Genomic DNA, 21793 nt, shown 5'->3' with positions numbered 1-21793 from the left:
GAAGACCACCTGCGCCTGCAGAACATCGTGGGCGGCTTTCGCCTGCGCGACGCGTGGCGCGACGTGGAGCGGCTGGACGACGAGCTGGGCCAGCGCCTGCCGTACGCGTTCCACACGGAGTTCGGCTACCTCACGTCGTGCCCCACCAACGTGGGCACGGGGCTGCGCGCATCGGTGCTCATGCACCTGCCCGGCCTGGTGCTCACGCAGGAGATCGGCAAGGTGCTGCAGGGCATCAGCCAGGTGGGGCTCACCTTTCGCGGGCTGTACGGCGAGGGGAGCGAAGTCGTCGGCAACTTCTTCCAGATCAGCAACCAGACCACGCTGGGCAAGACGGAAGAGGACCTGATCGACCACCTGCAGCGCATCGTGCACCAGGTGGTGCAGTACGAGACGCAGGCGCGAAACGTACTGCTGCGCGACGCCCCGGTGGTCATCGAGGACAAGGTCTGGCGCGCCTACGGGCTGCTGCGGCACGCACGGTCCACCAGCTTCGAGGAGGTGATGAACCTGCTGAGCGGCGTACGTCTGGGCGTTGGGCTGAAACTCATCCCCGACCTCAGTGTATACACGCTCAACCGGATCATGATCTTCACCCAGTCCGCCCACCTGGAGCAGGTCGCGGGGACCCCGCTGCAGGAAGGCGACGCGGATGTTCAGCGGGCAGCGTACGTACGTGCGGTGCTCTCCTCAGAAAGCCCGGGGGATGGCGGACCCACTGGCGCGGCGCATGCGTAACGCAGGCGCTTTAGCCCAGGTGGGTCACGTGGTTTCGCCCGGAACCGAGGTCCAGAAACGATGAACTACAACTTCACCGACCGCGTGCGAAAGGTGCTCGCGATGGCCCGCGAAGAGGCCATCCGGCTCCAGCACGACTACGTCGGCACCGAACACATCCTGCTGGGCCTGATCCGCGAGGGCGAGGGTGTGGCGGCCGCCGTCCTGAACAACCTCAACGTGGACCTCGACCAGGTACAGGAAAAGGTCGAAGAGTCCGTGCGCCGCGGCAAGGCGACCATCGCCCTGGGCGAGCTGCCCTACACGTCGCGCGCCAAGAAGGTGCTGGAGTTCGCCATGGCCGAGGCCCGCGAGCTCAACCACAGCTACGTGGGCACCGAGCACCTGCTGCTGGGGCTGCTGCGCGAAGAAAAGGGGATCGCCGCCGAGGTGCTGGGCCAGCTGGGGGTGACGCTGGAGGACGCGCGCCGCGAAACGCTCAAGCTGCTGGGCAGCGAGCCGTCCGCCACGCCCACCGCCAGCACGCCCGCGGCCTCGGCCACCAGCGGCACGGCCAAGGGCGAAAAGAAGAGCAAGACGCCCGCGCTGGACCACTTTTGCCGCGACCTGACCGAGCTGGCGCGCCAGGGTGACCTGGACCCCACCATCGGCCGCGCCGAAGAGATCGAGCGCGTGATGGAGATTCTGTCGCGGCGCAAGAAGAACAACCCGGTCCTGATCGGCGAGCCCGGCGTGGGCAAGACGGCGATCGTGGAAGGGCTGGCCCAGCTGATCGCCGAGGGCAAGTGCCCCGACAGCCTGCGCGACTACCGGGTGCTTTCGCTCGACATGGCGGCCGTCATCGCCGGCACCAAGTACCGCGGCCAGTTCGAGGAGCGGCTCAAGGCGGTGATGAACGAGATCAGCCAGAACAAGAACATCATCCTGTTCATCGACGAGTTGCACACGCTGGTGGGCGCGGGCGCGGCGGAAGGCGCCATCGACGCCAGCAACATGCTCAAGCCGGCGCTTGCGCGCGGCGAGCTGCAGTGCGTGGGCGCGTCGACGCTGAACGAGTACCGCAAGTACATCGAAAAGGACGGGGCGCTGGAGCGCCGCTTCCAGACGGTGAACGTGGAGCCCCCCTCGATCGAGGAGGCCATCGAGATCGTCAAGGGGCTGCGCGGCCACTACGAGGACCACCACCGCATCCGCATTACCGACGAGGTGATCGAGGCGGCGGTCAAGCTGTCGGAGCGCTACATCACCGACCGGTTCCTGCCGGACAAGGCCATCGACGTGATCGACGAGGCCGGTGCCCGAGCGCGCCTGCAGACGCAGGTGCCGCCGCCGGAGGTGGAGGACCTGAAGAAGCAGCTGGACGCCATCGCCGGCAAGAAGGACGAGGCGATCCGCGACCAGGACTTCGAGCGGGCCGCCGAGCTGCGCGACCACGAGCGCGAGCTTCAGCGCCGCATCCAGGAGCGCGAGAAGAGCTGGGAAGAGGAGCGCAAGACCAACCGCCCGGCGCTGTCGGAGGAAGAGGTCGCGTTCATCGTCAGCCGCTGGACGGGGATCCCGGTCACGCGCCTGAAGCAGGCCGAGACGGCGCGCCTGGTGAACATGGAAGAGGAGCTGCACCACCGGGTGGTGGGGCAGGACCGCGCCATCCAGGCGATCAGCCGCGCCATCCGGCGCAGCCGCGCGGGGCTCAAGGACCCCAAGCGCCCCATCGGCTCGTTCGTCTTCGCCGGCCCCACGGGCGTGGGCAAGACGGAGCTGGCGCGCGCGCTGGCGGAGTTCCTGTTCGCCGACCGCAACGCGCTGATCCGCGTGGACATGTCGGAGTACATGGAAAAGTTCAGCGTGTCACGGCTCATTGGCGCGCCTCCGGGGTACGTCGGCTACGAGGACAGCGGAACGCTCACCAAGGCGGTGCGGCGCAAGCCCTATTCGGTGGTGCTGCTGGACGAGATCGAAAAGGCGCACCCGGACGTGTTCAACCTGCTGCTGCAGGTGCTGGATGAAGGCCACCTGACCGACAACTACGGCCGGGTGATCGACTTCAAGAACACGGTGGTCATCATGACCTCCAACCTGGGCGCCCGCGACATCGGCAAGGGCCCGGGGCTGGGCTTCCACTCGCCCAGCCAGATGTCGCAGTTCGACCGGATGGAGCAGAAGGTCAAGGAGGAGATCGAGCGGGCGTTCAACCCGGAGTTCATCAACCGGCTGGACGACACCATCGTGTTCCACCCGCTGACCAAGGAGCAGATCGGGTCGATCATCCACAACCTGCTGAGGGACGTGGAGGACCGGCTGAAGGAAGAGGAGCTGACGCTGAAGCTGACCGACGACGCCGTGGAGTTCATGGTGGAGCACGGCTACGACGAAAAGTTCGGCGCGCGGCCCCTGCGGCGGGCGATCCAGCGCTACCTGGAAGACCCGCTGTCGGAAAAGATCCTTACGTCGGAGTTCAGCCCGGGCGACGAGATCGAGGTGTCGGTCGCCGAGGACAAGCAGGCGCTCGCCTTCCGGGTGCCTTCGAAAACCCAGACCGTGTAAAGATTCAGCGTGTCTCACTTCAACCGGGGACGGGCCGCCGCGGCGGCCCTCCTCACGTTCGTACTCTGCGCGCTGGCCCCCCGGGCCGCGCACGCGCAGGACCCCGCCCAGCCGGCCCCGCCCCCGGGATTCGTGGTGGACACGGTCGTGGTCCGCGGCACCCAGCGCGTGACCGAGGAGGCCGTGCGCACCTCGGCCGGCGTTCGCGCCGGGACCGTGGTGAACGCGCAGCTGGTGCAGGAGTCCATCCGCCGGCTGATGTCGACCGGGAACTTTGAGTCCGTGCAGGTCTACGTGCGCGGCGCGGAGCAGGGGCGCGGCGCGCTGGTGGTGGCCGTGGTGGAGCGCCCGCTGATCGCCGAGGTGCGCTTCGAGGGGCTGCGCAGCGTCTCGGGCGGGACCGTGCGGGATTCGGCGGGGCTGCGCGAGGGGCAGCCGCTGGACCCGCAGCGGGTGGCGGCGGCGCAAAAGCTGACCCGCGACCTGCTGGCGGCCAAGGGGATCCAGCTGATTTCCATCGACACGGCCTTTACGCCGGTGCAGGCGGGCGGCTACCGCCTGACCTTCAACGTGCGCGAAGGGAACCGGCTGTCGCTGGCCGACGTGGACTTTACGGGGAACGCGGCGTTCAGCGACCAGGCGCTGCAGGACGCCATCGACACCAAGGAAGAGGGGTTCTGGTGGTTCCGCAGCGGCCGCTTTGACCGCGAGGCGTTCGAGGAGGACCTGCGCTCGCGGCTGCCCTCGTTCTACGGCAGCCACGGCTACATCGACTTTGCGGTGGTGCGCGACACCCTGGTGGTGGACCCGCAGTCGGGGAAGGCGCGCCTGGTGGTCGAGGTGCAGGAGGGGCCGCAGTACCGCCTGGGCGAGTTCAACGTGCAGGGCAACTCGCGGTTTCCCACCGAGTCGCTGACGGAGATGTTCACCACGCAGCGCCGTTCGGTGCTGGGGCTGCCCTTTGGCGGCACCCGCGAGCGCGAGGCGGGCGAGGTGTTCGACCAGCCGGCGCTGACCAAGGTGGCCACGGACATCGAGGCGCTGTACCGCAACGAGGGCTACCTGTTCGCGCAGGTGATCCCCTCGGTGGAGCGGGTGCCGGCGGCGGACGGCGGGGTGCCGCGGGTGAACGTGACGCTGGCGGTGAGCGAGCAGCAGCCGTTCTACATCCGCAGCATCTCGTTCCGCGGCAACACCAACACGCACGAGAACGTGATCCGCGAGCGGATGTGGATCGTCCCCGGCGACGTGTACAACGAGGCCCGGGTAATCCAGAGCTACCAGGCCATCGGCGGCCTGGGCTTTTTCGAGGTGCCGATGCCCACCCCCGACATCCGGCCCGATCCGGCGACGGGGCAGGTGGACATCATCTTCAACGTGACGGAAAAGCAGACGGGAAGCGTGAATTTTGGCACGGTGTTCGGTGGAGGGGCGTACGGCGACCGCCGCAGCCGCTTTGCCGGGTTCCTGCAGTACACGCAGCCCAACCTGTTTGGCCAGGGCAAGCAGGTAAACCTGCGCGGCGAGATCGGCTACGGCCGCAGCACCATCGAGGCGGGGTACACCGACCCGGCGATCGGCGGCGGGCGCAACTCGGGCAGCATCTCGATCTTCCGCTCGGGCGACCGCTTCGTGCGGCTGGGCAACGGCCGCCGGCTGCGGACGGGCGCCACCACGCAGTGGGGCTTTCCCATCCCCGGCAGCCTGCGCACGCGCGCCTTCCTGGGCTACTCGCTGTCGCGGACGGAGTACCTGACGGAGGAGGAGAACTGCGCCGGGGCCGGTGGCGCGAGCAGCATCTTCTGCCTTCCCGATGCCACGGCCAGCAGCCTGTCGGGGACGATCACGCGCGACACCAAGAACCACCCGCTGTTCCCCACCTCGGGCACGCGCCAGAGCGTGACGCTGGAGCAGACGGGCGGGCCGCTGGGCGGCGACGGCAACTACCAGAAGCTGTTCGCGCAGACGGAGTGGTGGGTGCCCACGGGCCGGCTGGGAAGCGGGCCGCGGGCCAGCCAGATGGCCTTTGGGCTGTCGGCGCGCACCGGCGCCATCTTTGGCAACGTGGACCTGTTTCCGTTCGAGCGCTTTTACGTGGGCGGCGTGATGTTTGGCCAGCCGCTGCGCGGATACCAGGAGAGCACCATCGGACCGCGCGGCTACAACGCGGGGTGCAACAACAACCTGGAGCTGCAGTGCCTGGGCGACGCCTTTGTCACGGTGTCGGGCGAGTACGCCCTGCGGCTTACGGACGCGCTGTCGGTGTCGCTGTTTGGCGACGCGGGGAACGTGTTCGCGTCGGTGGGGCAGTTCAACACGGCGCAGCTTTATCGCGGCGCCGGCGTGGGCGTGACGCTGGTGACCCCGTTCCTGGGCGCCATCGGCATCGACGCGGCGTACGGCTTCGACCGGCCCGACCCGGGCTGGGAGATCCACTTCAAGCTGAACCAGTAAGGTTCACCCTCCCAACCCTTGACGATGCAAAGACCGATGAAGCGTATTCTTTCGTTCGTGTTCGCGGTGGCCGCCCTGGCGGCGGTGCCGGCGCAGGCGCAGGCGCAGCAGTTCAAGATGGGCTACGTGAACTCGCAGCGCATTCTGGCCGAGACGCCGGCGTTCGCCGAGGTGCGCGCCACGCTGGAGCGCGAGTTCACGCCGCTGCGCGCGGAGATCGACAGCCTGGAGGCCCGCCTGGGCCGCGCCGACCAGGAGTTCCAGGCCCAGTCGGCCACCATGACCGAGGCCGCCCGCCAGCAGCGCCAGCAGGCGCTGCAGCAGCAGCTGGCGCAGTACCAGCAGCGCGGGCAGGCGATCCAGCAGCAGCTGCAGGCGCGCGAGCAGGCGCTGGTGGGGCCGGTGATGCAGCGCATTCGCGGCATCCTTGAAGAGGTGCGCCGCGCGGGGAACTACTCGTTCATCATGGACCCGCCCGACGGGGTGATCGTGGCGGTGGACCCGGCGCTGGACGTGACCAACGACGTGATCCGCCGGCTGGGCGGCACCCCGTCGACGACCGCCACTCCGTAAGCCGTAGGGACGGCAGGGGTTTGCGGGCGCACGCGCGCTCCGCTAGCTTCGGTGCCCGCGACACGTTTATTCGTGTCGCGGGCGCTTTGCGTTTGGGGGGCCGGACCCTCACCCGCTCGCGTAGGCTCGCACCCTCTCCCGCACGCGGGAGAGGGTATACACGGCACGGGTTTCGGGGCGCTTCGGGAGGTCGGAGCGGGATGGTGGGCGCCCCCCTCCCCGGCCCTCCCCCACAAACTGCGTGGGGGAGGGAGGTGCGACGCACCTCGTCGAAGCGGGATCGAAGTTCTCCTCTCTCCGTGAGGAACGAACGGGGAGGGGCCGGGAGAGGGGGGGCGCCCGCGGACGCAGTTCGATGCCGTTCGTCGAGCCGTGACCGGGGACCTGGTCCGCACCTTCGCAAGCGGGATCGAAGTTCTCCCCTCTCCGTGAGGAACGAACGGGGAGGGGCCGGGGGAGGGGGCACCCCGCGGACGCAGTTCGATGGTGGCCGAAACGGGTCGCGCGCATCCTTTTGAACACACGCAGAACGGAATGCCGGAGCTGACGATCGCCGAGGTGGCGCGGATCGCGGAGGGGGAGGTGGAGCGGGGCGACCCGCAGCGCGCCGTGCACGGCGTGGCGCCGCTGGACGAGGCGGGGCCGGACGACCTGTCGTTCGTTGCCGAAGCCCGCTACCACGCGTACATTCACGCGTCCCGTGCCGCGGCGGTGCTCGTGGCCCGCGGGGCGGCGGTGGAGCTTCCGGACGGGATGGCGGCGGTGCGCGTGGACGATCCGCGGCGCGCCCTGGCCCGCATCCTCGGCGTCCTGTATCCTCGGCCCGCCACGTCACCCGGCGTGCATCCCACGGCGGTGCTGGGGGAGAACGTTTCCATCCATCCGTCCGCGTCCGTCGGCGCGTACGCGGTGGTGGGCGAGGGGACGCGGATCGGCGCGCGCGCGACGGTGCACCCGCACGTCGTGATCGGCCGGGGGTGCGAGATCGGCGAGGACGCCCTGCTTCATCCTCACGTGACGCTGTACGACGACGTGACGGTGGGAGCACGGTCGGTGGTCCACAGCGGCGCGCGACTGGGCTCGGACGGCTTCGGCTTCGTGCCGGAGCGGGACGGGCTGAAGAAGGTGCCACAGGTGGGCGGGTGCCGCATCGGCGAGGACGTGGAGATCGGGGCCAACACGACGATCGACCGCGGCTCCATCGGCGACACCACGGTGGGGCGGGGGACCAAGATCGACAACCTGGTGCAGATCGGCCACAACTGCCGCATCGGCAACCACGTGATCATTGTCTCCCAGGTGGGGATCTCGGGGAGCACGAAGGTGGGCGACGGGGCGGTGCTGGGCGGGCAGGCGGGGGTGCAGGGGCACATCGAGATCGGCGCGGGGGCCAAGGTGGGCGGACAGGCCGGGGTGACGGCCAGCGTACCGGCGGGGGCGACGGTGAGCGGCTACCCCGCGCGCCCGCACCGCGAGGCCATGCGCATCCAGGCGGCGGTGTTCGGGCTGCCAAAGCTGGTGCAGCGGCTGAAGGCGCTGGAAAAGGTGGTTCTTGGCCGGGGCGCGGAGGGCGCCCGGGCCGGTTCGCATGCGGACGATCAGGACGGCGGCGAGCCGCCGCGAGACCAATAGATGCCGACGACGACACCACGACAGAACACCCTCGCCCGCGCGGGCGAGATGCAGGGCGCGGGCTTGCACACGGGCGCGGAGGTGCGCATGCGCATTCACCCGGCGCCGGTGGACACCGGGATCGTCTTCCGGCGCACGGACCTGCCCGGCACCCCCGACATCCCCGCCAACCTGGCCCACGTGGTGGGCACGGACCTGGGGACGTCCATCGGGACGGGCGAGGCCAAGGTGCACACGGTGGAGCACCTGCTGAGCGCCATGGTGGCGCGCGAGATCGACAACGCGTTCGTGGAGGTGGACGCCGCGGAGCTTCCGGCGGCGGACGGGAGCGCGCGCGACTTCAGCCGCATGCTGGAGGCGTGCGGGGTGCAGGAGCAGGACGCGCCGGCGCGCTACCTGACCATCGCGGAGACCTTTTCCGTGTCCAAGGACCGCTCGGAGTACGTGGTGGCACCCAGCAAGGACTACCGCGTCTCGGCCTCCATCGAGTTCGACCATCCCCTGATCGGCCGCCAGTTCGCCAGCTTTCACGTGGGCGAGCCCTCGTTCGAGACGGAGGTGCTCCCCGCGCGCACCTTCGGCTTTCTTCGCGACGTGGAGGCCATGCGCGGGCGCGGGCTGGCGATGGGCGGCTCGCAGGACAACGCGGTGGTGCTGACGGAGGACGGGCTGCTGGAGGGGACGCAGCTGCGCTTTCCGGACGAGTTCGTGCGGCACAAGGCGCTGGACGTGGTGGGCGACCTGGCGCTGGTGGGCGCGCGCATCCGCGGGCACGTGATCGCGGAGCGGCCCGGGCACCTGGGGAACGTGGCGCTGGCGAAGGAGCTGGTCGCGCGGGCGGAGAAAAAGGCGCTGGCCCGGCCGATCCTGAACATCGAGCAGATCTCGCAGTACCTGCCGCACCGCTACCCCTTCCTGCTCGTCGACCGGGTGGTGGAGTTCGAGGAGCGGAAGTGGATCGTGGGATTGAAGAACGTGACGATCAACGAGCCGTTCTTCGTGGGCCACTTTCCCGGCCGGCCGGTGATGCCGGGGGTGCTGATCATCGAGGCGATGGCGCAGGTGGGCGGGCTGCTCGTCCTGGAGCAGATGGAGAACCTGGACGACAAGGTGGTCTACTTCATGTCGCTGGACAACGTGAAGTGGCGCCGCCCGGTCACGCCGGGTGACCAGATCCGCTTCGAGGTGGAGGTGCTGCAGATTCGTGGCGCCACCTGCCGGATGAAGGGGGTGGGGACGGTGGATGGCCACGTGGTGGCCGAGGCGGAGATGATGGCGCGGGTGGTGGACAAGTGAGCATCGACATCTCGGTCCCGACCGGGACCCAGGTCCATCCCACCGCCCTGGTGGACGACGCGGCGGAGCTGGGCGAGGGCGTCGTCATCGGCCCGTACTCCATCGTGGGCCCGGGGGTCACCGTGGGCGCGCGGACGCGCATCGCCAGCCACGTGCTGATCGAGCGCGACACGGCGGTGGGCGAGGAGTGCGTGATCAGCCACGGCGCGGTGCTGGGGACGGATCCGCAGGACCTGAAGTACCACGGCGAGCCGACGCACCTGGTGGTCGGCGACCGGACGGTCATCCGCGAGTACGCCACGCTCAACCGCGGCACGTCGGCGCTGGGCTATACGCGGGTGGGGAGCGACTGCATGCTCATGAGCTACGTGCACGTGGCCCACGACTGCCAGCTGGGCGACCACGTGATCCTGAGCAACGCGGTGAACATGGCCGGGCACGTGACCATCGGCGACTGGGCGATCATCGGCGGGATGACGCCGATTCACCAGTTTGTGCGGGTGGGCGCGCACTCGTTCATCGGCGGGCAGTCGCGCATCAGCAAGGACATCCCGCCGTTCGTCAAGGCGGCGGGGATCCCGGTGCAGCTCTACGGGCTGAACTCGGTGGGCCTGCAGCGGCGCGGGTTCTCGGAAGAGACGCGGCGCGAGCTGAAGCGGGCGTACCGCCTGTTCTTCGGCTCCACGCACAACACCACGCAGGCGCTGGCCCGCGCGCGCGAGGAGCTGCGCTCGCTGCCCGAAGTCGAGGCGTTCCTGACCTTCTTCGAGACGTCGGAGCGCGGGGTGTCGGTCTGATGAAGGCTGGCGTGCTGGGGGTGGGAAGCCTGGGCTTTCACCACGCGCGCATCCTGCGCGAGGTGCCGGGGGCGGAGATGGCCGGCGTATACGACGACGACGACGCGCGGCGGGAGAAAGTGGCGGCGGAGCTGGGGGTACACGCCTTCCGCAGCCGGGACGAGCTGCTGGAGTCCGTCGACGCGGCGGTGATCGCGGTGCCCACGACGGCGCACGCGGAGGTAGCGCTGGCGGCGATCGACGGGGGGGTGCACCTGCTGATCGAGAAGCCGATCGCCCACACGCTGCAGGAGGCGGAGGCGATCGTGAGCGCGGCGGCGGCGCGCAAGCTTGTCGTGGCGACGGGGCACGTGGAGCGCTTCAACGGCGCGCTGCGGGCCTGCGAGCCGTACCTGGACGATCCGCGCTTTATCGAATCCCACCGCCTGGCGCCGTTCAATCCGCGGGGGACGGACGTGGCGGTGGTGCTGGACCTGATGATCCACGACATCGACCTGGTGCTGAGCCTGGCCGGGCGCGGCGTGGAGGGCGTGGACGCGGTCGGGGTGCCGGTGCTGACGCCGGGGGCGGACATCGCCAACGCGCGCATCAGCTTCGAGGGCGGGGCGGTGGCCAACATCACGGCCAGCCGCGTGAGCTTTGAGCGGATGCGGAAGATCCGCTTCTTTCAGCAGTCCGGCTACATGTCGCTGGACCTGGCCGCCGGCACGGGCGAGTTTCTGCGGCTGAAGCCCGGCGCGCGGATGCCGGAGGGCGAGGTGGGCGTGGCGGCGCTGCTGGGGCTGGTGGAGCGGATCGAGCTCAAGGGCGATGGCGCGGAGCCGCTGCGCGCGGAGCTGGAGGCGTGGGTCTCGGCGGTGCGCGGCGAGGCGCCGCTGGTGGTGAGCGGTGAGGACGGGCGCGACGCGCTGGCGGTGGCGCTGCGCATCATGGAGCGCATCGAGCAGCACGCGGCCGCGGGGCTGGCGGCGCGGGCTTGAGGGGCCCTCACCCGGCTCGCTCAGGCTCGCCACCCTCTCCCGCAAACTGCGCGGGAGAGGGTATAAACGTCGCACAGCCGGTGGAGCGTGTCGTCGGGATCGCGATGGTTGATGAGTTCGGTCTTGATTTCGACCGGCTACTTCGTGCAGCGGCCGCAAGGGCGAATAAATTCGCTGCAACAACTACACAAAGTCCGCCTTCGCGGACTGTAGGGTTGGGTGCGGGCGGAGGGATCGTGCGCGTGGCGTGGTTCGTCTGGGGACGCGGATCTGAATCGGTGGGGTGGGCGTGACGGAGATGGGTTCCGGCGCGCGGCATCCCACTATTTTCATTTCGGCGGGGGAAGAGTCGGGGGATTTGCACGGGGCGGCGCTCGCGCGGGCGCTGCGCGAGCGGTTTCCCCAGGCGCGGCTCATCGGGCTGGGCGGGGCGCGGATGCAGGCGCAGGGGGTCAAGCTGCTCGCGGGGCTCAACGAGCTGGCGGTGATGGGCTTCGCGGAAGTCATCCGCCACCTGCCGTTCTTTGTCCGGCTGCGCAGGCAGGTCTTCGAGACGCTGGCCCGGGAGCGGGTGGACCTGGTGATCCCCATCGACTACCCCGGCTTCAACCTGCGCCTGGCGAGGCACGCCAGGGCGTCGGGGATCCCCGTGCTGTACTACATCGCGCCGCAGGTGTGGGCGTGGCACAAGAGCCGGGTGCGCGACCTGGCCCGCGACGCGGACGAGGTGGCGGTGGTGCTCCCGTTCGAGGAGGACTTCCTGCGCCGCGGCGGGGTCAACGCGCGTTTCGTGGGGCATCCGCTGCTGGACCGCGCGGATCCCGAGCAGCCGCGCGACGTGTGGGCGCGGGCGAACGGGCTGGATCCCGACCGGCCGATCCTGGCGCTCTTTCCCGGCTCGCGCGCGCAGGAGGTGCGGCGGCACCTGGAGCTGTTCCAGGCGGCGGCGGACCTGGTGGTGGCGCGGCGGCCGGACGCGCAGCCGGTGGTGGGGATTCCGGGCGGGATTGACCGCGCGCTGTACGCGGGGGCACGGTGGCCGCTGGTGGAGAGCGCGACCGGGCTGCTGCAGTACGCCACGGCGGCGATCGCGAAAAGCGGGACGACGACGCTGGAGGCGGGGCTGGCGCTGACGCCGCTGGTGGTGGTGTACCGGATGAACCCAGCAAGCTACGCGCTGGCGCGGCGGGTGGTGAAGGTGCCGCACATCGCGCTGGCCAACCTGATCGCGGAAGACCGCGTGGCCCCCGAGTTCGTGCAGGACGCGGCGACGCCGCGGGCGCTGGCGGAGGCGGTGCTGCCGCTGCTGGACACGGCATCGGACGAGCGGGCGCGGATGGTCGCAGGCTTCGCGAAGGTGCGCGACCGGCTGGGCGGGCCGGGGGCGTCGCGTCGGGTTGCGGAGCTTGCGGGGGGACTGCTGGCGAAGCGGTGAAGCGGCCTCCAGATGAGCGGCCTGGATGAGCGGGTAAACCCGCTGCTGGGACTGCGATAAGCCCCGTCTCGGCTCGTTGCACTCGCCGAACGGGGCTTCACCAGCACGAGGGCCGAGGCCACGCGCCACCCGCGGAGTGCATCGCGGGAGAGTGGTCTGTCATCTCGAGGGAGCGCCGCGGTGAAGCATTCGCTCGCTCCACGCTCTGGTGCGAGCGAGAAATCTACTCACCAAGCCTGGTGGCCTGTCGTGGGGCTACGAACCTGCCGCCAGATCGTCTTTCCGCACCTGACCTGATGGACGAGTCCACCACACCCGCAACGCCGGCCGAAGAGTCCGCGGAACTGCCGTCGGAGATGACTACGCGGTTGCCGTGGCATCAGTCGGCGCTGGCGGCGCTGGGGGGGGCGGGGCTGGATGCCATCATGGGATCGTGCCGCTACCGCACGGAGGGCGAGCACAACTTCCGGCAGTTCTGGGATGCGGGGCAGCCGGTCATCTTCACGCTCTGGCACGGTCGGCTGTTGCCTTGCACGTACCATCACCGGCAGCAGGGCGTCGTTACGCTGGTAAGCCTGCACCGCGACGGCGAGTACATCACCCGCGCGGTGCGCCGCTGGGGGTACACGGCGGTGCGCGGATCCACCAGCCGCGGCGGGCTGGAGGCGCTTCGTGAGCTCATCCGCCACGTAAAGCAGGGGCGCTCGCTGGCCATCACCCCCGACGGACCCCGCGGACCGCGCGAGAAGATGAAGCCCGGCCCCGTGATCATCGCGCAGCGCACGGGCGCGCCGATCATCCCGGTGGTGTCCGGCGCCAGCCGCGGCTGGTTTTTCGGCGGATGGGACCGGTTCCTGATCCCGCAGCCGTTCGCGCGCTGCCAGATCGTGTACGGCGAGCCCGTCTTTGTCCCCCGCAAAGCCGACGAGACGCAGATCCAGGCGGTGATGGACGACGTGGAGACGCGGCTCGGCGGCCTGATGCAGCGCGTGGAGGAGCGGTGGTGACGGCCGCGTTCCCGACGGGCCCTCTCCCCCGACCGGCCTTTCGCTCGTTCCTCGCGACGGCGGTCGACCCCACCCCCCACCCCGGGGGCGTGGTGGTGCGCTTCGATGGGCATCCGCGTCGCAGACTCCTGCGGCCGAAGTTTCCACGCGCAGTGAACTTCTCCCTTCCCCCACGCAGTTTGTGGGGGAAGGGTTGGGGATGGGGGGGCTTTCGGACGAAGTTCGATGCAGGTCGACGCGCCCCAAACTACCGGTTACCCCAACCTCCCCCAGGGTTTTTTGGGGGAGGTGCGAGCCTAAGCGAGCGGAGGGGGCGTGCTTAAGGGACGACCCTTCCGGAGCACTATCGAATTCTCCCCTCTCCGTGAGGAACGAACGGGGAGGGGCACCATGAGGCGCCCCGACGAGTTCGCGCGCGAGGTGTGGGCGGGCGGCGGCGGTGCGGCGGGGGCGGCGCTGCGCATCGCGCTGGCGCCGGCGGAGGCGGGGTACGCGGCGATCACGGGCGCGCGGAATGGCGCCTACGACCGCGGCTGGTTGCGCGGCGAGCGGGTGGAGGTGCCGGTGATCAGCATTGGCAACATCTCGGTCGGCGGGGCGGGGAAGACGCCGTTCGCGGCGTGGGTCGCCCGCCGGCTGCTGGAGTGGGGGCGGCGGCCGGCGATCGCGCTGCGCGGATACGGCGAGGACGAGATCCTGCTGCACCGCGAGCTGAACCCGGACGTCCCCGTCTTTCGCGGCAAGCGGCGCGTGGAGGCGGCGCGGGCGGCGGTCGCCGCCGGGCGCGACGTGGTGGTGCTGGACGACGGCTTTCAGCACCGCGCGCTGGCGCGAGACCTGGACGTTGTCCTGGTGCCGGTGGAAAGCTGGGAGCCCGAGCCGCGCCTGGTGCCGCGGGGGCCCTGGCGCGAAAGCCCGCGGGCGCTCGGCCGGGCGGACGTGATCGTGCTGACGCGAAAGAGCGCGGCCGCGGAGCGCGCGGCAGAGGTGGAGCGCGAGGTGGCGCGGATGCATCCGCGGAAGCCCATCATCCAGTGCGCGCTGCTCCCCTCGCGGCTGGTTCCGCTGCACGGGGGCGAGGCAAAGGCGGTGGGCGCGCTGGCGGGAAAGCGGGTGCTGGGGGTGGCGGCGCTGGCGGTGCCGGAGTTGTTCATCGAACACCTTTTCGACGCCGGCGCCGACGTGGACGCGGCGACGTATCCGGATCATCATCCCTTCGATCGAGACGATGCGGAAACCCTGGTGGAATGGGCGGGCGGGCGGATGATGGTGATGACGCACAAGGACGCGGTCAAGCTGCGCCCGCTGCTGCCGCCGGACTCAAACGCGTACGTGCTGGAGCAGACGGTGATGATCGAGAGCGGGGCGGATGCGCTGGATGCGGCGCTGCGGCGCGCGCTGGGGGAGCGAGCGGGATGATGCAGGCGGACGTGGTGGTGATCGGGAGCGGCATAGCCGGGCTTTCCTTCGCGCTCAAGGCGGCGAAGTTCGGCACGGTGGCCATCATCACCAAGAAGAGCCGGCCGGAAAGCAGCACCAACTGGGCGCAGGGCGGCATCGCGGCGGTGTTTGGCGAGGATGATTCGCCGGCGCTGCACATGGAGGACACGCTGGTGGCCGGCGCGGGACTCTGCCACCCGGACGCGGTGGACGTTCTCGTGCGCGAGGGGCCGGCGCGCGTCCGCGACCTGATGGACCTGGGCGTCCGCTTTACCCGCGAGCAGGGCGACCTGTCGCTGGGGCTGGAGGGCGGCCACTCGCGCCGCCGCATCGTGCGCGCGGACGACCTGACGGGGCGCGAGATCGAGCGGGCGCTGCTGGCCGCCGCAGCGGAGACGGGAAACGTGCGCGTCTACGAGAACCACCAGGCGGTGGACCTGCTGACGGCGACCGACCCCGGGACGCTGGGTGAGCGCTGCTGCGGCGTGCTGGTGCTGGACACCGAGACGGGGGAGATGATCCCGTTCCTGGCCCGCGCGGTGATGCTGGCGACGGGCGGCTGTGGACAGGTGTATCGCCACACGACCAATCCGTCCATCGCCACGGGCGACGGGGTGGCGATGGCGTACCGGGCGGGGGCCAAGGTGGCGAACATGGAGTTCATCCAGTTCCACCCCACGGCGCTGTATCCCGCCCGCGAGCGCACGTTTCTGATCAGCGAGGCGGTGCGCGGCGAGGGTGCGGTGCTGCGGCGGCGGGATGGATCCACCTTCATGGAGGACTACCATCCGCTCGCCTCGCTGGCCCCGCGCGACGTGGTGGCGCGCGCCATCGACCGCGAGATGAAGCGCAGCGGCGACCCGCACGTGCTGCTGGACTGCTCGGCCATCCCCGAGCACGAGATCCGCGAGCGCTTTCCCAACATCCTGCGCGAGACGACAGAGCGCGGGATGGACATGCTGCGCGAGCCGCTGCCGGTGGTTCCCGCGGCGCACTACCTGTGCGGGGGCGTGCTGACGGACACGCACGGGCGCACCTCCGTCCCCGGCCTGTACGCGGCGGGGGAAACGGCGTGCACGGGCGTGCACGGCGCCAACCGCCTGGCCAGCAACAGCTTGCTGGAGGCAGTGGTGTTCGCGCACCGCGCGTCGGAGCGGCTGGGTCCGCAGCTGCAGGTGACGCGGCCGCTGGAGCCCGAGGCGATCCAGCTGCCGCAGGGCACGGACGAGCCCGATGACGCGCTGCTGGTGCACGACCGCGAGGAGATTCGCAACGTGATGTGGGACCTGGTCGGCATCGTCCGAAGCGACGAGCGGCTGGGCGAGGCGGAGGACAGGCTACGGCAGATCTCGCTGCACATCAACGGCATCTGGACCGACAGCCGCCCCACGGCGGACCTGGTGGAGCTGCGCAACCTCATCCAGTCGGCGTTGCTGGTGGTGCGCTGCGCCATGCGCCGCAAGGAAAGCCGCGGCCTCAACTACAACGTTGACCATCCCTACCGCGACAATGAGCACTGCCTGGCGGATACCATCGTTGTGCGGTAAGCCGTTCTTATCCCACCGAGTTGATCGATGAACCGGCTTCGCGTTTACGTAGATACGTCCGTTATCGGCGGATGTCTTGATGACGAGTTCCGAGAAGAGTCCCAGAAGCTTCTCGATCGTGCCCGGGCTGGGGAAGTCGTGCTCGTTGTGTCCGAAGTCACCGAGGTCGAACTCGCAACTGCACCGGTGGAAGTCAGGGCTGTTTTGGAGAACCTGCCGCGCTCGGCAGTCGAGCGGGTGGAGCTAACCGAAGAGGCACGCACGCTCGCGGGAGAGTATATTGCAGCGGGAGTGATCCCCCCGAAGATGCTGGCCGACGCCCGCCATATCGGAGTGGCAACCGTGAATCGGGTAGACGTGCTTGCCAGCTGGAACTTCAAGCATATCGTAAACCTGAAGCGCGTACACGGGTATAACTCGATCAATCTCCGTGAAGGATACCCGCTTCTTGAGATCCGCAGTCCGAGGGAGCTGACAAATGATGGCGAACAAGAGTGAGAAGAAGTTCGATTCCGTGCGGATGATGCGCGAAGCGCGAGAGCGGATCAGCGAAGACATCCAGGGAATGACGTTCGAGCAGGAGAAGGCGTACATTCGCGAGCGCCTCCAGCGGGCCCGAGGCGGCAAGGAGTCGCCGTCGCGAGAACACGCCGCCTAAACAGGTGCTGCGTAGCGAATGAAGATCGCGGTCGCGGTGGTGGGGAGGGCGAAGGGCGCCGTGGGCGAGGCCATCGGAGAGTACGAGGCCCGCGCGCGGCGCTATTTTGCGTTCGAATCGCACGAGGTGAAGGAAGAGCAGTACCGCGGCAAGGGAGACGCGCCCCGCGTGCGCGACGAGGAAGGGAAGCGGCTGCTGGCCCGCGTGCCCGCCGGCGCGGAGGTCGTGGCGCTGCACGAGACGGGGCGCGCGTGGGATTCGCACCGGCTGGCATCGTACCTGGCTGAGTTGCAGGTGCGCGCCAGCCCGGGCGTGGCGTTTCTGATCGGTGGGGCGTACGGGCTGTCGGACGAGATCCTGGCGCGCGCCAGCCACACACTCGCCCTGGGCGCGATGACGCTGCCCCACGAGCTGGCGCGGCTAGTGCTCACGGAGCAGCTGTATCGCGCGGGGACCATCAACCGCGGCGAGCCGTACCACAAGGGCAGGGAATGAGCCAGGCGATTCTAGGATACTCCAGGCGACGAAGCATGGCGGACGTGAAATTGACGGAGCAGGAGGCGCAGGCGGTCCGCACGGCGCTGCAGACGATGGTGATCAAGTCGCGCACGGGAGAGCTCGGAATCATGCACGGGGCGGAGCGGTTCGTCTCCACGCAGCGGATCTTCCGCAAGGCGGATCGCGACGCACTGGACGCCGCGGCCCGAAAGCTCGGTCTGGGCGCGATCCGGTGGTACGCCGGGTGATCCGGCATTCCGATCCGTGCGTATTCGGCGTCAGCCGCGCGCCCGGCGCCGGATCGTCCCGCAACCTTCGGGATGCAGAGATCGTGGCTCTGCGGGCATTCTCGAAAGCCGGATTTTCGGTGGGTGGATCGGAGAAACGGCTGCGTGGGGGATGGATGGGTCCTGCCGCTTGCTGTACGGCGCGATACTCCTTAATCTGTAACACGTGCGGTTATCATTTCCGCGCGCTCGAAACTGCTGGCTGACTAATCACGGGGAAGCCGTTCTGGCGGCGCTCTCCGCGTCATCCTGATGGGAGGGCGACCTGACGCTCAAGATCGAGGTCCAGCCGCTGCGCGGATCGCGCCTGGTGGACGACTATCGCGCCGGACGGCCGGAGGCGGCGCGCTTCTTTGCCGGCCACCCCGGTGACCTGCGCGCCTTCCGCGCCAAGCTGGCCGAGGTGGGCCGCCGCTTCGGGCGGGCAGAGCGGGAGACGGCGGCGGCGGCGGTGCGCCCTACCTCGCCGGGCGCGGCGGCGCGGCTGGCGCGCTTCGTAGAAGAGGGTGGGGCGATGGTGACCACCGGTCAGCAGGCCGGGCTGTTCACCGGGCCCATGTACACCATCCACAAGATCCTCACCGCCATCCGCCTTGCCCAGGCGCTGGAAGAGCGGCTGGGGATCGTCGTGCTTCCGGTCTTCTGGGCCGCCTCGGAGGACCACGATTTTGCCGAGGCGAATCACACCTACGTCGCCGACGGGGCGGGGAAGCTGCGCCGCCTGGCCGTCTCCGCCACGGACCCGCGTCCCGTGCCGATGAGCGAAATGAGGCTGGCGCAGGACGTTGAAAGCCTCTCAGGTAAACTGCTGGATGTCATTGAATCCATTGGCGTTAACGTTGTTGATCTCAGAGAGATTTTAACCCCGTATCGGACGGGGGCGACGGTGGCGGAGGCGTTCCGTGGGACGGTCGAGCGGCTATTCGCGGGCTTCGATCTGCTGGTCACCGACGCGGCCGATCCGCACGTGAAGCGTGCCTCGCTCCCCGTGCTGCTGGGCGACGTGGAGCGCGCGGGGGAGCACGAGCGGCTGGTGCGCGAGCGGACGGCGGAGCTGGAGGCGGCCGGCTACGCCGCGCCGGTGACGGTGATGGAGGACGCGGCGAACGTCTTTTTTCACGGCCCCGCGGGGCGCGAGCGGCTGGCGCGGTCCGGCGACGGCTGGACCGCGAGTGAGGCGCGGCTGCGCTTCTCGGCGGACGAGATCGCGGAGCGGATGCGGGCGGAGCCGGCCGCCTTCAGCCCGAACGTCTTTTTGCGGCCGGTGGTGGAATCCGCCGTCTTTCCCACGCTGGCGTACGTGGGCGGCCCGGCGGAGACGGCGTACTTTGCGCAGATCGGGCCGCTGTTCCAGGCGTTCGGCATCATCCCCCCGATTGCGTATCCCCGCTTTTCCGCGCGGCTGGTGCCGGACGAGGTCGCGGCGAAGGCGGCGGAGCTGGGGCTGACGGACGACGAGCTGCGTCTGCCGGAGCACGAATCGGCGTCGCTGCTGGCGAAACGGAGGCTGCCGGCGGAGATCGGTGACCAGCTGTACGCCCTCCGCGTGTCGCTGGTGGAAGGATTCGGCGCGTTGATGGACATGGCCGCCGGCATCGACTTCAACCTGGACGGGGCCGTGGGCGCACGCCGCAACCGGGCGTTGCTGGAGGTGGCGGAGGCGGAGGCGAAGATCCTCACCCACGCCAAGAAGGCCGACCGCGGCATCAGCCACGACCTGCCGTTCGTCCGCAACCACCTGATGCCGCTGGGAACGCCGCAAGAACGCGTGCTGAACGTGTTTCCCTACCTGGCGATGCGGCCCACGCTGCTGCGCGACCTGGCGGAGGCCATGGAGGTGCGCTTCGATGCCGAGCCGGAGGCGGCGCACGCGCCGCCCGGTGGCGCGGTCCATGCACCCGCGCGCGCCCAGCCGGCGGGCACCGCGCCCGACCCGATCGCCTGACGCCCGAACCGCCCGCCGGGAGCCTCCCGCGCGGGCGTTCTTCCACCGGATTCCGATGACCCGCGACCCCTCCGCGCGGCCCGATCCCGACCGCACGCCCGATCCGTCCGAGCCGGATCCCGACGCCACGCTGCCGATGCTGCCGCCCGATCGGGAGGCCGTCGAGGCGGGCGCGCTCTCGTCCGACGTGGACGACGAGGCGGTAGAGCCTGCCGCGGTGGTCCCCGAGGCGGCGCGATCGTCCACCGCCGCGTCGGCGATGGTGGCCGCGGGGATCCTGCTGAGCCGCGTGGCCGGGCTGGTGCGGCTGAGCGTGTTCGCGCACTACTTTGGCACGTCCAAGTACGCGGACGTGTTCAGCGCCGGGCTGCGCATGCCCAACGTGCTGCAGAACCTGCTGGGCGAGGGGACGCTGAGCGCGTCGTTCATCCCCGTGTACTCCGAGCTGCTGCACCAGGGGCGCAAAAAGGAAGCGGGTGAGGTGGCGGGCGCCATCTTCGCGCTGCTGCTGGCGGCGGCGGGCGCGCTGGCGCTGATCGGCGTGGTGCTGGCGCCGCTGCTCGTTTCCATCTTTCTTCCCGGCTTCGAGGGCGAGCGGCGAGAGCTTACCATCCGGGTGGTGCGCATCATCTTTCCCATGACCGGCCTGCTGGTGCTCTCGGCCTGGTCGCTGGGCATCCTGAACAGCCACCGCAACTTCTTCCTGTCGTACTTTGCGCCCGTGGTGTGGAACGCGGCGATGATCGCCACGCTCATCGCGTTTGGCGGGGGGATGAAGGCGGACCAGCTGGTGATGGCGCTGGCGTGGGGCGCGCTGGCGGGTGGCGCGCTGCAGTTTCTGGTGCAGGTGCCGCGCGTGCTGCAGCTGAACCGCGAGATCAAGGTGCGCTGGGCGCCGCGGCTGCCGCAGGTGCGCGAGACGCTGCGCAACGCAGGCCCGGCGGTGATGGGCAAGGGCGTGGTGCAGATCAGCGCGTACCTGGACAACGTGCTGGCGTCGTTCCTGGCCGCCGGCGCGGTGAGCACGCTGCAGTACGCGCAAACGCTGTACATCCTTCCCATCAGCCTCTTTGGCATGGCCGTGGCCGCGGCGGAGCTGCCGGAGCTGGCGCGGCAGCGGGCCAGCGGCGGCGAGGTGCTGCGCGCCCGCGCCTCGGCCGGCTTGGAGCGCATCGCGTTCTACGTGGTGCCTTCGTTCATCGCGTTCGTGCTGCTGGGCGACGTGGTGATCGCCACGCTGCTGCAGCGCGGCGAGTTTGGCCGCGACGACACGCTGCTGGTCTACTTTACGCTGCTGGGCTTTTCGCTGGGCCTGGTGGCCACCACGGCGTCGCGGCTGCTCTCGTCCACCTTCTTCGCGCTGCGCGATACCCGAACGCCGGCGCGCTACGCCACCCTGCGCGTGGTGATCTCGCTTACGCTGGCCATCGTGCTGATGCTGCAGTTCGAGAGCATTTCGGTGGGCGGGATGCGGATTCCGGCGGGCATCTTTGGCGACATGCGGATCGGCGGGGCGCCGCTGGGGGCGGTGGGGCTGGCGCTGGGGAGCGGGGTGGGGGCGTGGATCGAGTGGTACCTGCTCAAGCGCTCGCTCCGCAAGCAGATCGGCCCCGTGGGCGCCGGGGCCGGGCCGTTGGGGCGGATGTTTGCCGCCGCCATCGCCGGCGCCGCGCTCGCGTGGGGAATGCGCATCCTGCTCCCCAACGACCTGCCGACGCTGATCAGCGGCGTGCTCGTTCTGGGCGTCTACGGCGTCACGTACTTCGGCGTGGCGGCCGCGCTGGGGCTGGACCAGGCCGGCGCCATCTTTCGCCGCGTCCGGGGAATGCTTGGGCGGCGGTAGAGGGTGAACGGGTGAACGGGTGAACGGGTGAACGGGTGAACGGGTGAACGGGTGAACGGGTGAACGGGTGAACGGGTGAACGGGTGAACGGGTGAACGGGTGAACGGGTGAACGGGTGA

General features: G+C 69.7%; 18 protein-coding genes. All 18 read left to right on the top strand.

From position 1 onward, the window contains the following. A partial coding sequence (locus ACOJUJ_RS26475) for an ATP--guanido phosphotransferase (protein ID WP_420129938.1) occupies positions 1–738 on the top strand: 738 nt, incomplete at its 5' end. A 60-nt stretch (positions 739–798) separates the two neighbouring features. After that, positions 799–3282 (top strand): ATP-dependent Clp protease ATP-binding subunit, encoded by a 2484-nt coding sequence (locus tag ACOJUJ_RS26470; protein WP_420129937.1) that lies wholly within the window; start codon positions 799–801, stop codon positions 3280–3282. A gap of 9 nt (positions 3283–3291) precedes the next feature. Continuing rightward, positions 3292–5736 carry an outer membrane protein assembly factor BamA gene (bamA, locus tag ACOJUJ_RS26465; protein ID WP_420129936.1) on the top strand — a complete coding sequence of 815 codons (2445 nt, stop codon included), beginning with the start codon at positions 3292–3294 and terminating at the stop codon, positions 5734–5736. A gap of 36 nt (positions 5737–5772) precedes the next feature. Then, complete coding sequence (locus ACOJUJ_RS26460; RefSeq protein ID WP_420129935.1) at positions 5773–6309, top strand: OmpH family outer membrane protein; 537 nt, start codon at positions 5773–5775, stop codon at positions 6307–6309. 534 nt (positions 6310–6843) lie between these two features. Further along, positions 6844–7941: a UDP-3-O-(3-hydroxymyristoyl)glucosamine N-acyltransferase gene (gene lpxD, locus ACOJUJ_RS26455; RefSeq protein WP_420129934.1), complete on the top strand. Its 1098-nt coding sequence runs from the start codon at positions 6844–6846 to the stop codon at positions 7939–7941. Then, positions 7942–9237, top strand: a complete 1296-nt coding sequence (locus ACOJUJ_RS26450) for a bifunctional UDP-3-O-[3-hydroxymyristoyl] N-acetylglucosamine deacetylase/3-hydroxyacyl-ACP dehydratase (protein WP_420129933.1) — start codon at positions 7942–7944, stop codon at positions 9235–9237. It begins immediately after the preceding gene. After that, positions 9234–10034, top strand: coding sequence for an acyl-ACP--UDP-N-acetylglucosamine O-acyltransferase (lpxA, locus tag ACOJUJ_RS26445; protein WP_420129932.1), 801 nt, complete (start codon positions 9234–9236; stop codon positions 10032–10034). The genes ACOJUJ_RS26450 and lpxA overlap by 4 nt, the downstream gene beginning before the upstream one ends. Then, the gene (locus tag ACOJUJ_RS26440; protein WP_420129931.1) at positions 10034–11014 is read left to right on the top strand and encodes a Gfo/Idh/MocA family protein; all 981 of its coding nucleotides are present in this window, start codon (positions 10034–10036) and stop codon (positions 11012–11014) included. The genes lpxA and ACOJUJ_RS26440 overlap by 1 nt, the downstream gene beginning before the upstream one ends. 298 nt (positions 11015–11312) lie before the next feature. Further along, entirely contained in the window at positions 11313–12449 is a 1137-nt protein-coding gene (lpxB, locus tag ACOJUJ_RS26435) for a lipid-A-disaccharide synthase (protein WP_420129940.1), read from the top strand. A gap of 296 nt (positions 12450–12745) precedes the next feature. Further along, the gene (locus ACOJUJ_RS26430; protein WP_420129930.1) at positions 12746–13456 is read left to right on the top strand and encodes a lysophospholipid acyltransferase family protein; all 711 of its coding nucleotides are present in this window, start codon (positions 12746–12748) and stop codon (positions 13454–13456) included. Positions 13457–13846: 390 nt separating this feature from the next. Then, positions 13847–14875, top strand: coding sequence for a tetraacyldisaccharide 4'-kinase (lpxK, locus tag ACOJUJ_RS26425; protein ID WP_420129929.1), 1029 nt, complete (start codon positions 13847–13849; stop codon positions 14873–14875). Then, on the top strand, positions 14872–16443 hold the full coding sequence (gene nadB / locus ACOJUJ_RS26420; protein ID WP_420129928.1) for an L-aspartate oxidase: 1572 nt from the start codon (positions 14872–14874) through the stop codon (positions 16441–16443). Before lpxK ends, nadB begins: the two co-directional genes overlap by 4 nt. A 27-nt stretch (positions 16444–16470) precedes the next feature. Beyond that, complete coding sequence (locus tag ACOJUJ_RS26415) at positions 16471–16941, top strand: PIN domain-containing protein (protein WP_420129927.1); 471 nt, start codon at positions 16471–16473, stop codon at positions 16939–16941. Further along, entirely contained in the window at positions 16925–17101 is a 177-nt protein-coding gene (locus ACOJUJ_RS26410; protein ID WP_420129926.1) for a hypothetical protein, read from the top strand. The genes ACOJUJ_RS26415 and ACOJUJ_RS26410 overlap by 17 nt, the downstream gene beginning before the upstream one ends. Positions 17102–17119: 18 nt before the next feature. Beyond that, on the top strand, positions 17120–17596 hold the full coding sequence (locus tag ACOJUJ_RS26405) for a 23S rRNA (pseudouridine(1915)-N(3))-methyltransferase RlmH (RefSeq protein ID WP_420129925.1): 477 nt from the start codon (positions 17120–17122) through the stop codon (positions 17594–17596). A 35-nt stretch (positions 17597–17631) separates the two neighbouring features. Then, positions 17632–17847, top strand: coding sequence for a hypothetical protein (locus tag ACOJUJ_RS26400; protein WP_420129924.1), 216 nt, complete (start codon positions 17632–17634; stop codon positions 17845–17847). Positions 17848–18151: 304 nt separating this feature from the next. Continuing rightward, a complete protein-coding gene (gene bshC, locus ACOJUJ_RS26395) occupies positions 18152–19831 on the top strand; it encodes a bacillithiol biosynthesis cysteine-adding enzyme BshC (protein ID WP_420129939.1) in 1680 nt (559 codons plus the stop codon). Positions 19832–19886: 55 nt separating this feature from the next. Then, positions 19887–21674, top strand: a complete 1788-nt coding sequence (gene murJ / locus ACOJUJ_RS26390) for a murein biosynthesis integral membrane protein MurJ (RefSeq protein ID WP_420129923.1) — start codon at positions 19887–19889, stop codon at positions 21672–21674. Positions 21675–21793: the final 119 nt, after the last annotated feature.

The organism is Longimicrobium sp., assembly GCF_048594345.1.
Taxonomy (GTDB): domain Bacteria; phylum Gemmatimonadota; class Gemmatimonadetes; order Longimicrobiales; family Longimicrobiaceae; genus Longimicrobium.
The sequence above is the reverse complement of the archived record's forward strand: the minus strand, read 5'-3'. Positions and strand labels throughout refer to the sequence as shown.

Bases quoted from the DNA above. Each gene is read 5' to 3' on its own strand.
- ACOJUJ_RS26470 (WP_420129937.1), top strand. From the start codon at position 799: ATGAACTACAACTTCACCGACCGCGTGCGAAAGGTGCTCGCGATGGCC.
- ACOJUJ_RS26460 (WP_420129935.1), top strand. From the start codon at position 5,773: ATGAAGCGTATTCTTTCGTTCGTGTTCGCGGTGGCCGCCCTGGCGGCG.
- lpxD (WP_420129934.1), top strand. From the start codon at position 6,844: ATGCCGGAGCTGACGATCGCCGAGGTGGCGCGGATCGCGGAGGGGGAG.
- ACOJUJ_RS26450 (WP_420129933.1), top strand. From the start codon at position 7,942: ATGCCGACGACGACACCACGACAGAACACCCTCGCCCGCGCGGGCGAG.
- ACOJUJ_RS26440 (WP_420129931.1), top strand. From the start codon at position 10,034: ATGAAGGCTGGCGTGCTGGGGGTGGGAAGCCTGGGCTTTCACCACGCG.
- lpxB (WP_420129940.1), top strand. From the start codon at position 11,313: ATGGGTTCCGGCGCGCGGCATCCCACTATTTTCATTTCGGCGGGGGAA.
- ACOJUJ_RS26430 (WP_420129930.1), top strand. From the start codon at position 12,746: ATGGACGAGTCCACCACACCCGCAACGCCGGCCGAAGAGTCCGCGGAA.
- lpxK (WP_420129929.1), top strand. From the start codon at position 13,847: ATGAGGCGCCCCGACGAGTTCGCGCGCGAGGTGTGGGCGGGCGGCGGC.
- nadB (WP_420129928.1), top strand. From the start codon at position 14,872: ATGATGCAGGCGGACGTGGTGGTGATCGGGAGCGGCATAGCCGGGCTT.
- ACOJUJ_RS26415 (WP_420129927.1), top strand. From the start codon at position 16,471: ATGAACCGGCTTCGCGTTTACGTAGATACGTCCGTTATCGGCGGATGT.
- ACOJUJ_RS26410 (WP_420129926.1), top strand. From the start codon at position 16,925: ATGGCGAACAAGAGTGAGAAGAAGTTCGATTCCGTGCGGATGATGCGC.
- ACOJUJ_RS26405 (WP_420129925.1), top strand. From the start codon at position 17,120: ATGAAGATCGCGGTCGCGGTGGTGGGGAGGGCGAAGGGCGCCGTGGGC.
- ACOJUJ_RS26400 (WP_420129924.1), top strand. From the start codon at position 17,632: ATGGCGGACGTGAAATTGACGGAGCAGGAGGCGCAGGCGGTCCGCACG.
- murJ (WP_420129923.1), top strand. From the start codon at position 19,887: ATGACCCGCGACCCCTCCGCGCGGCCCGATCCCGACCGCACGCCCGAT.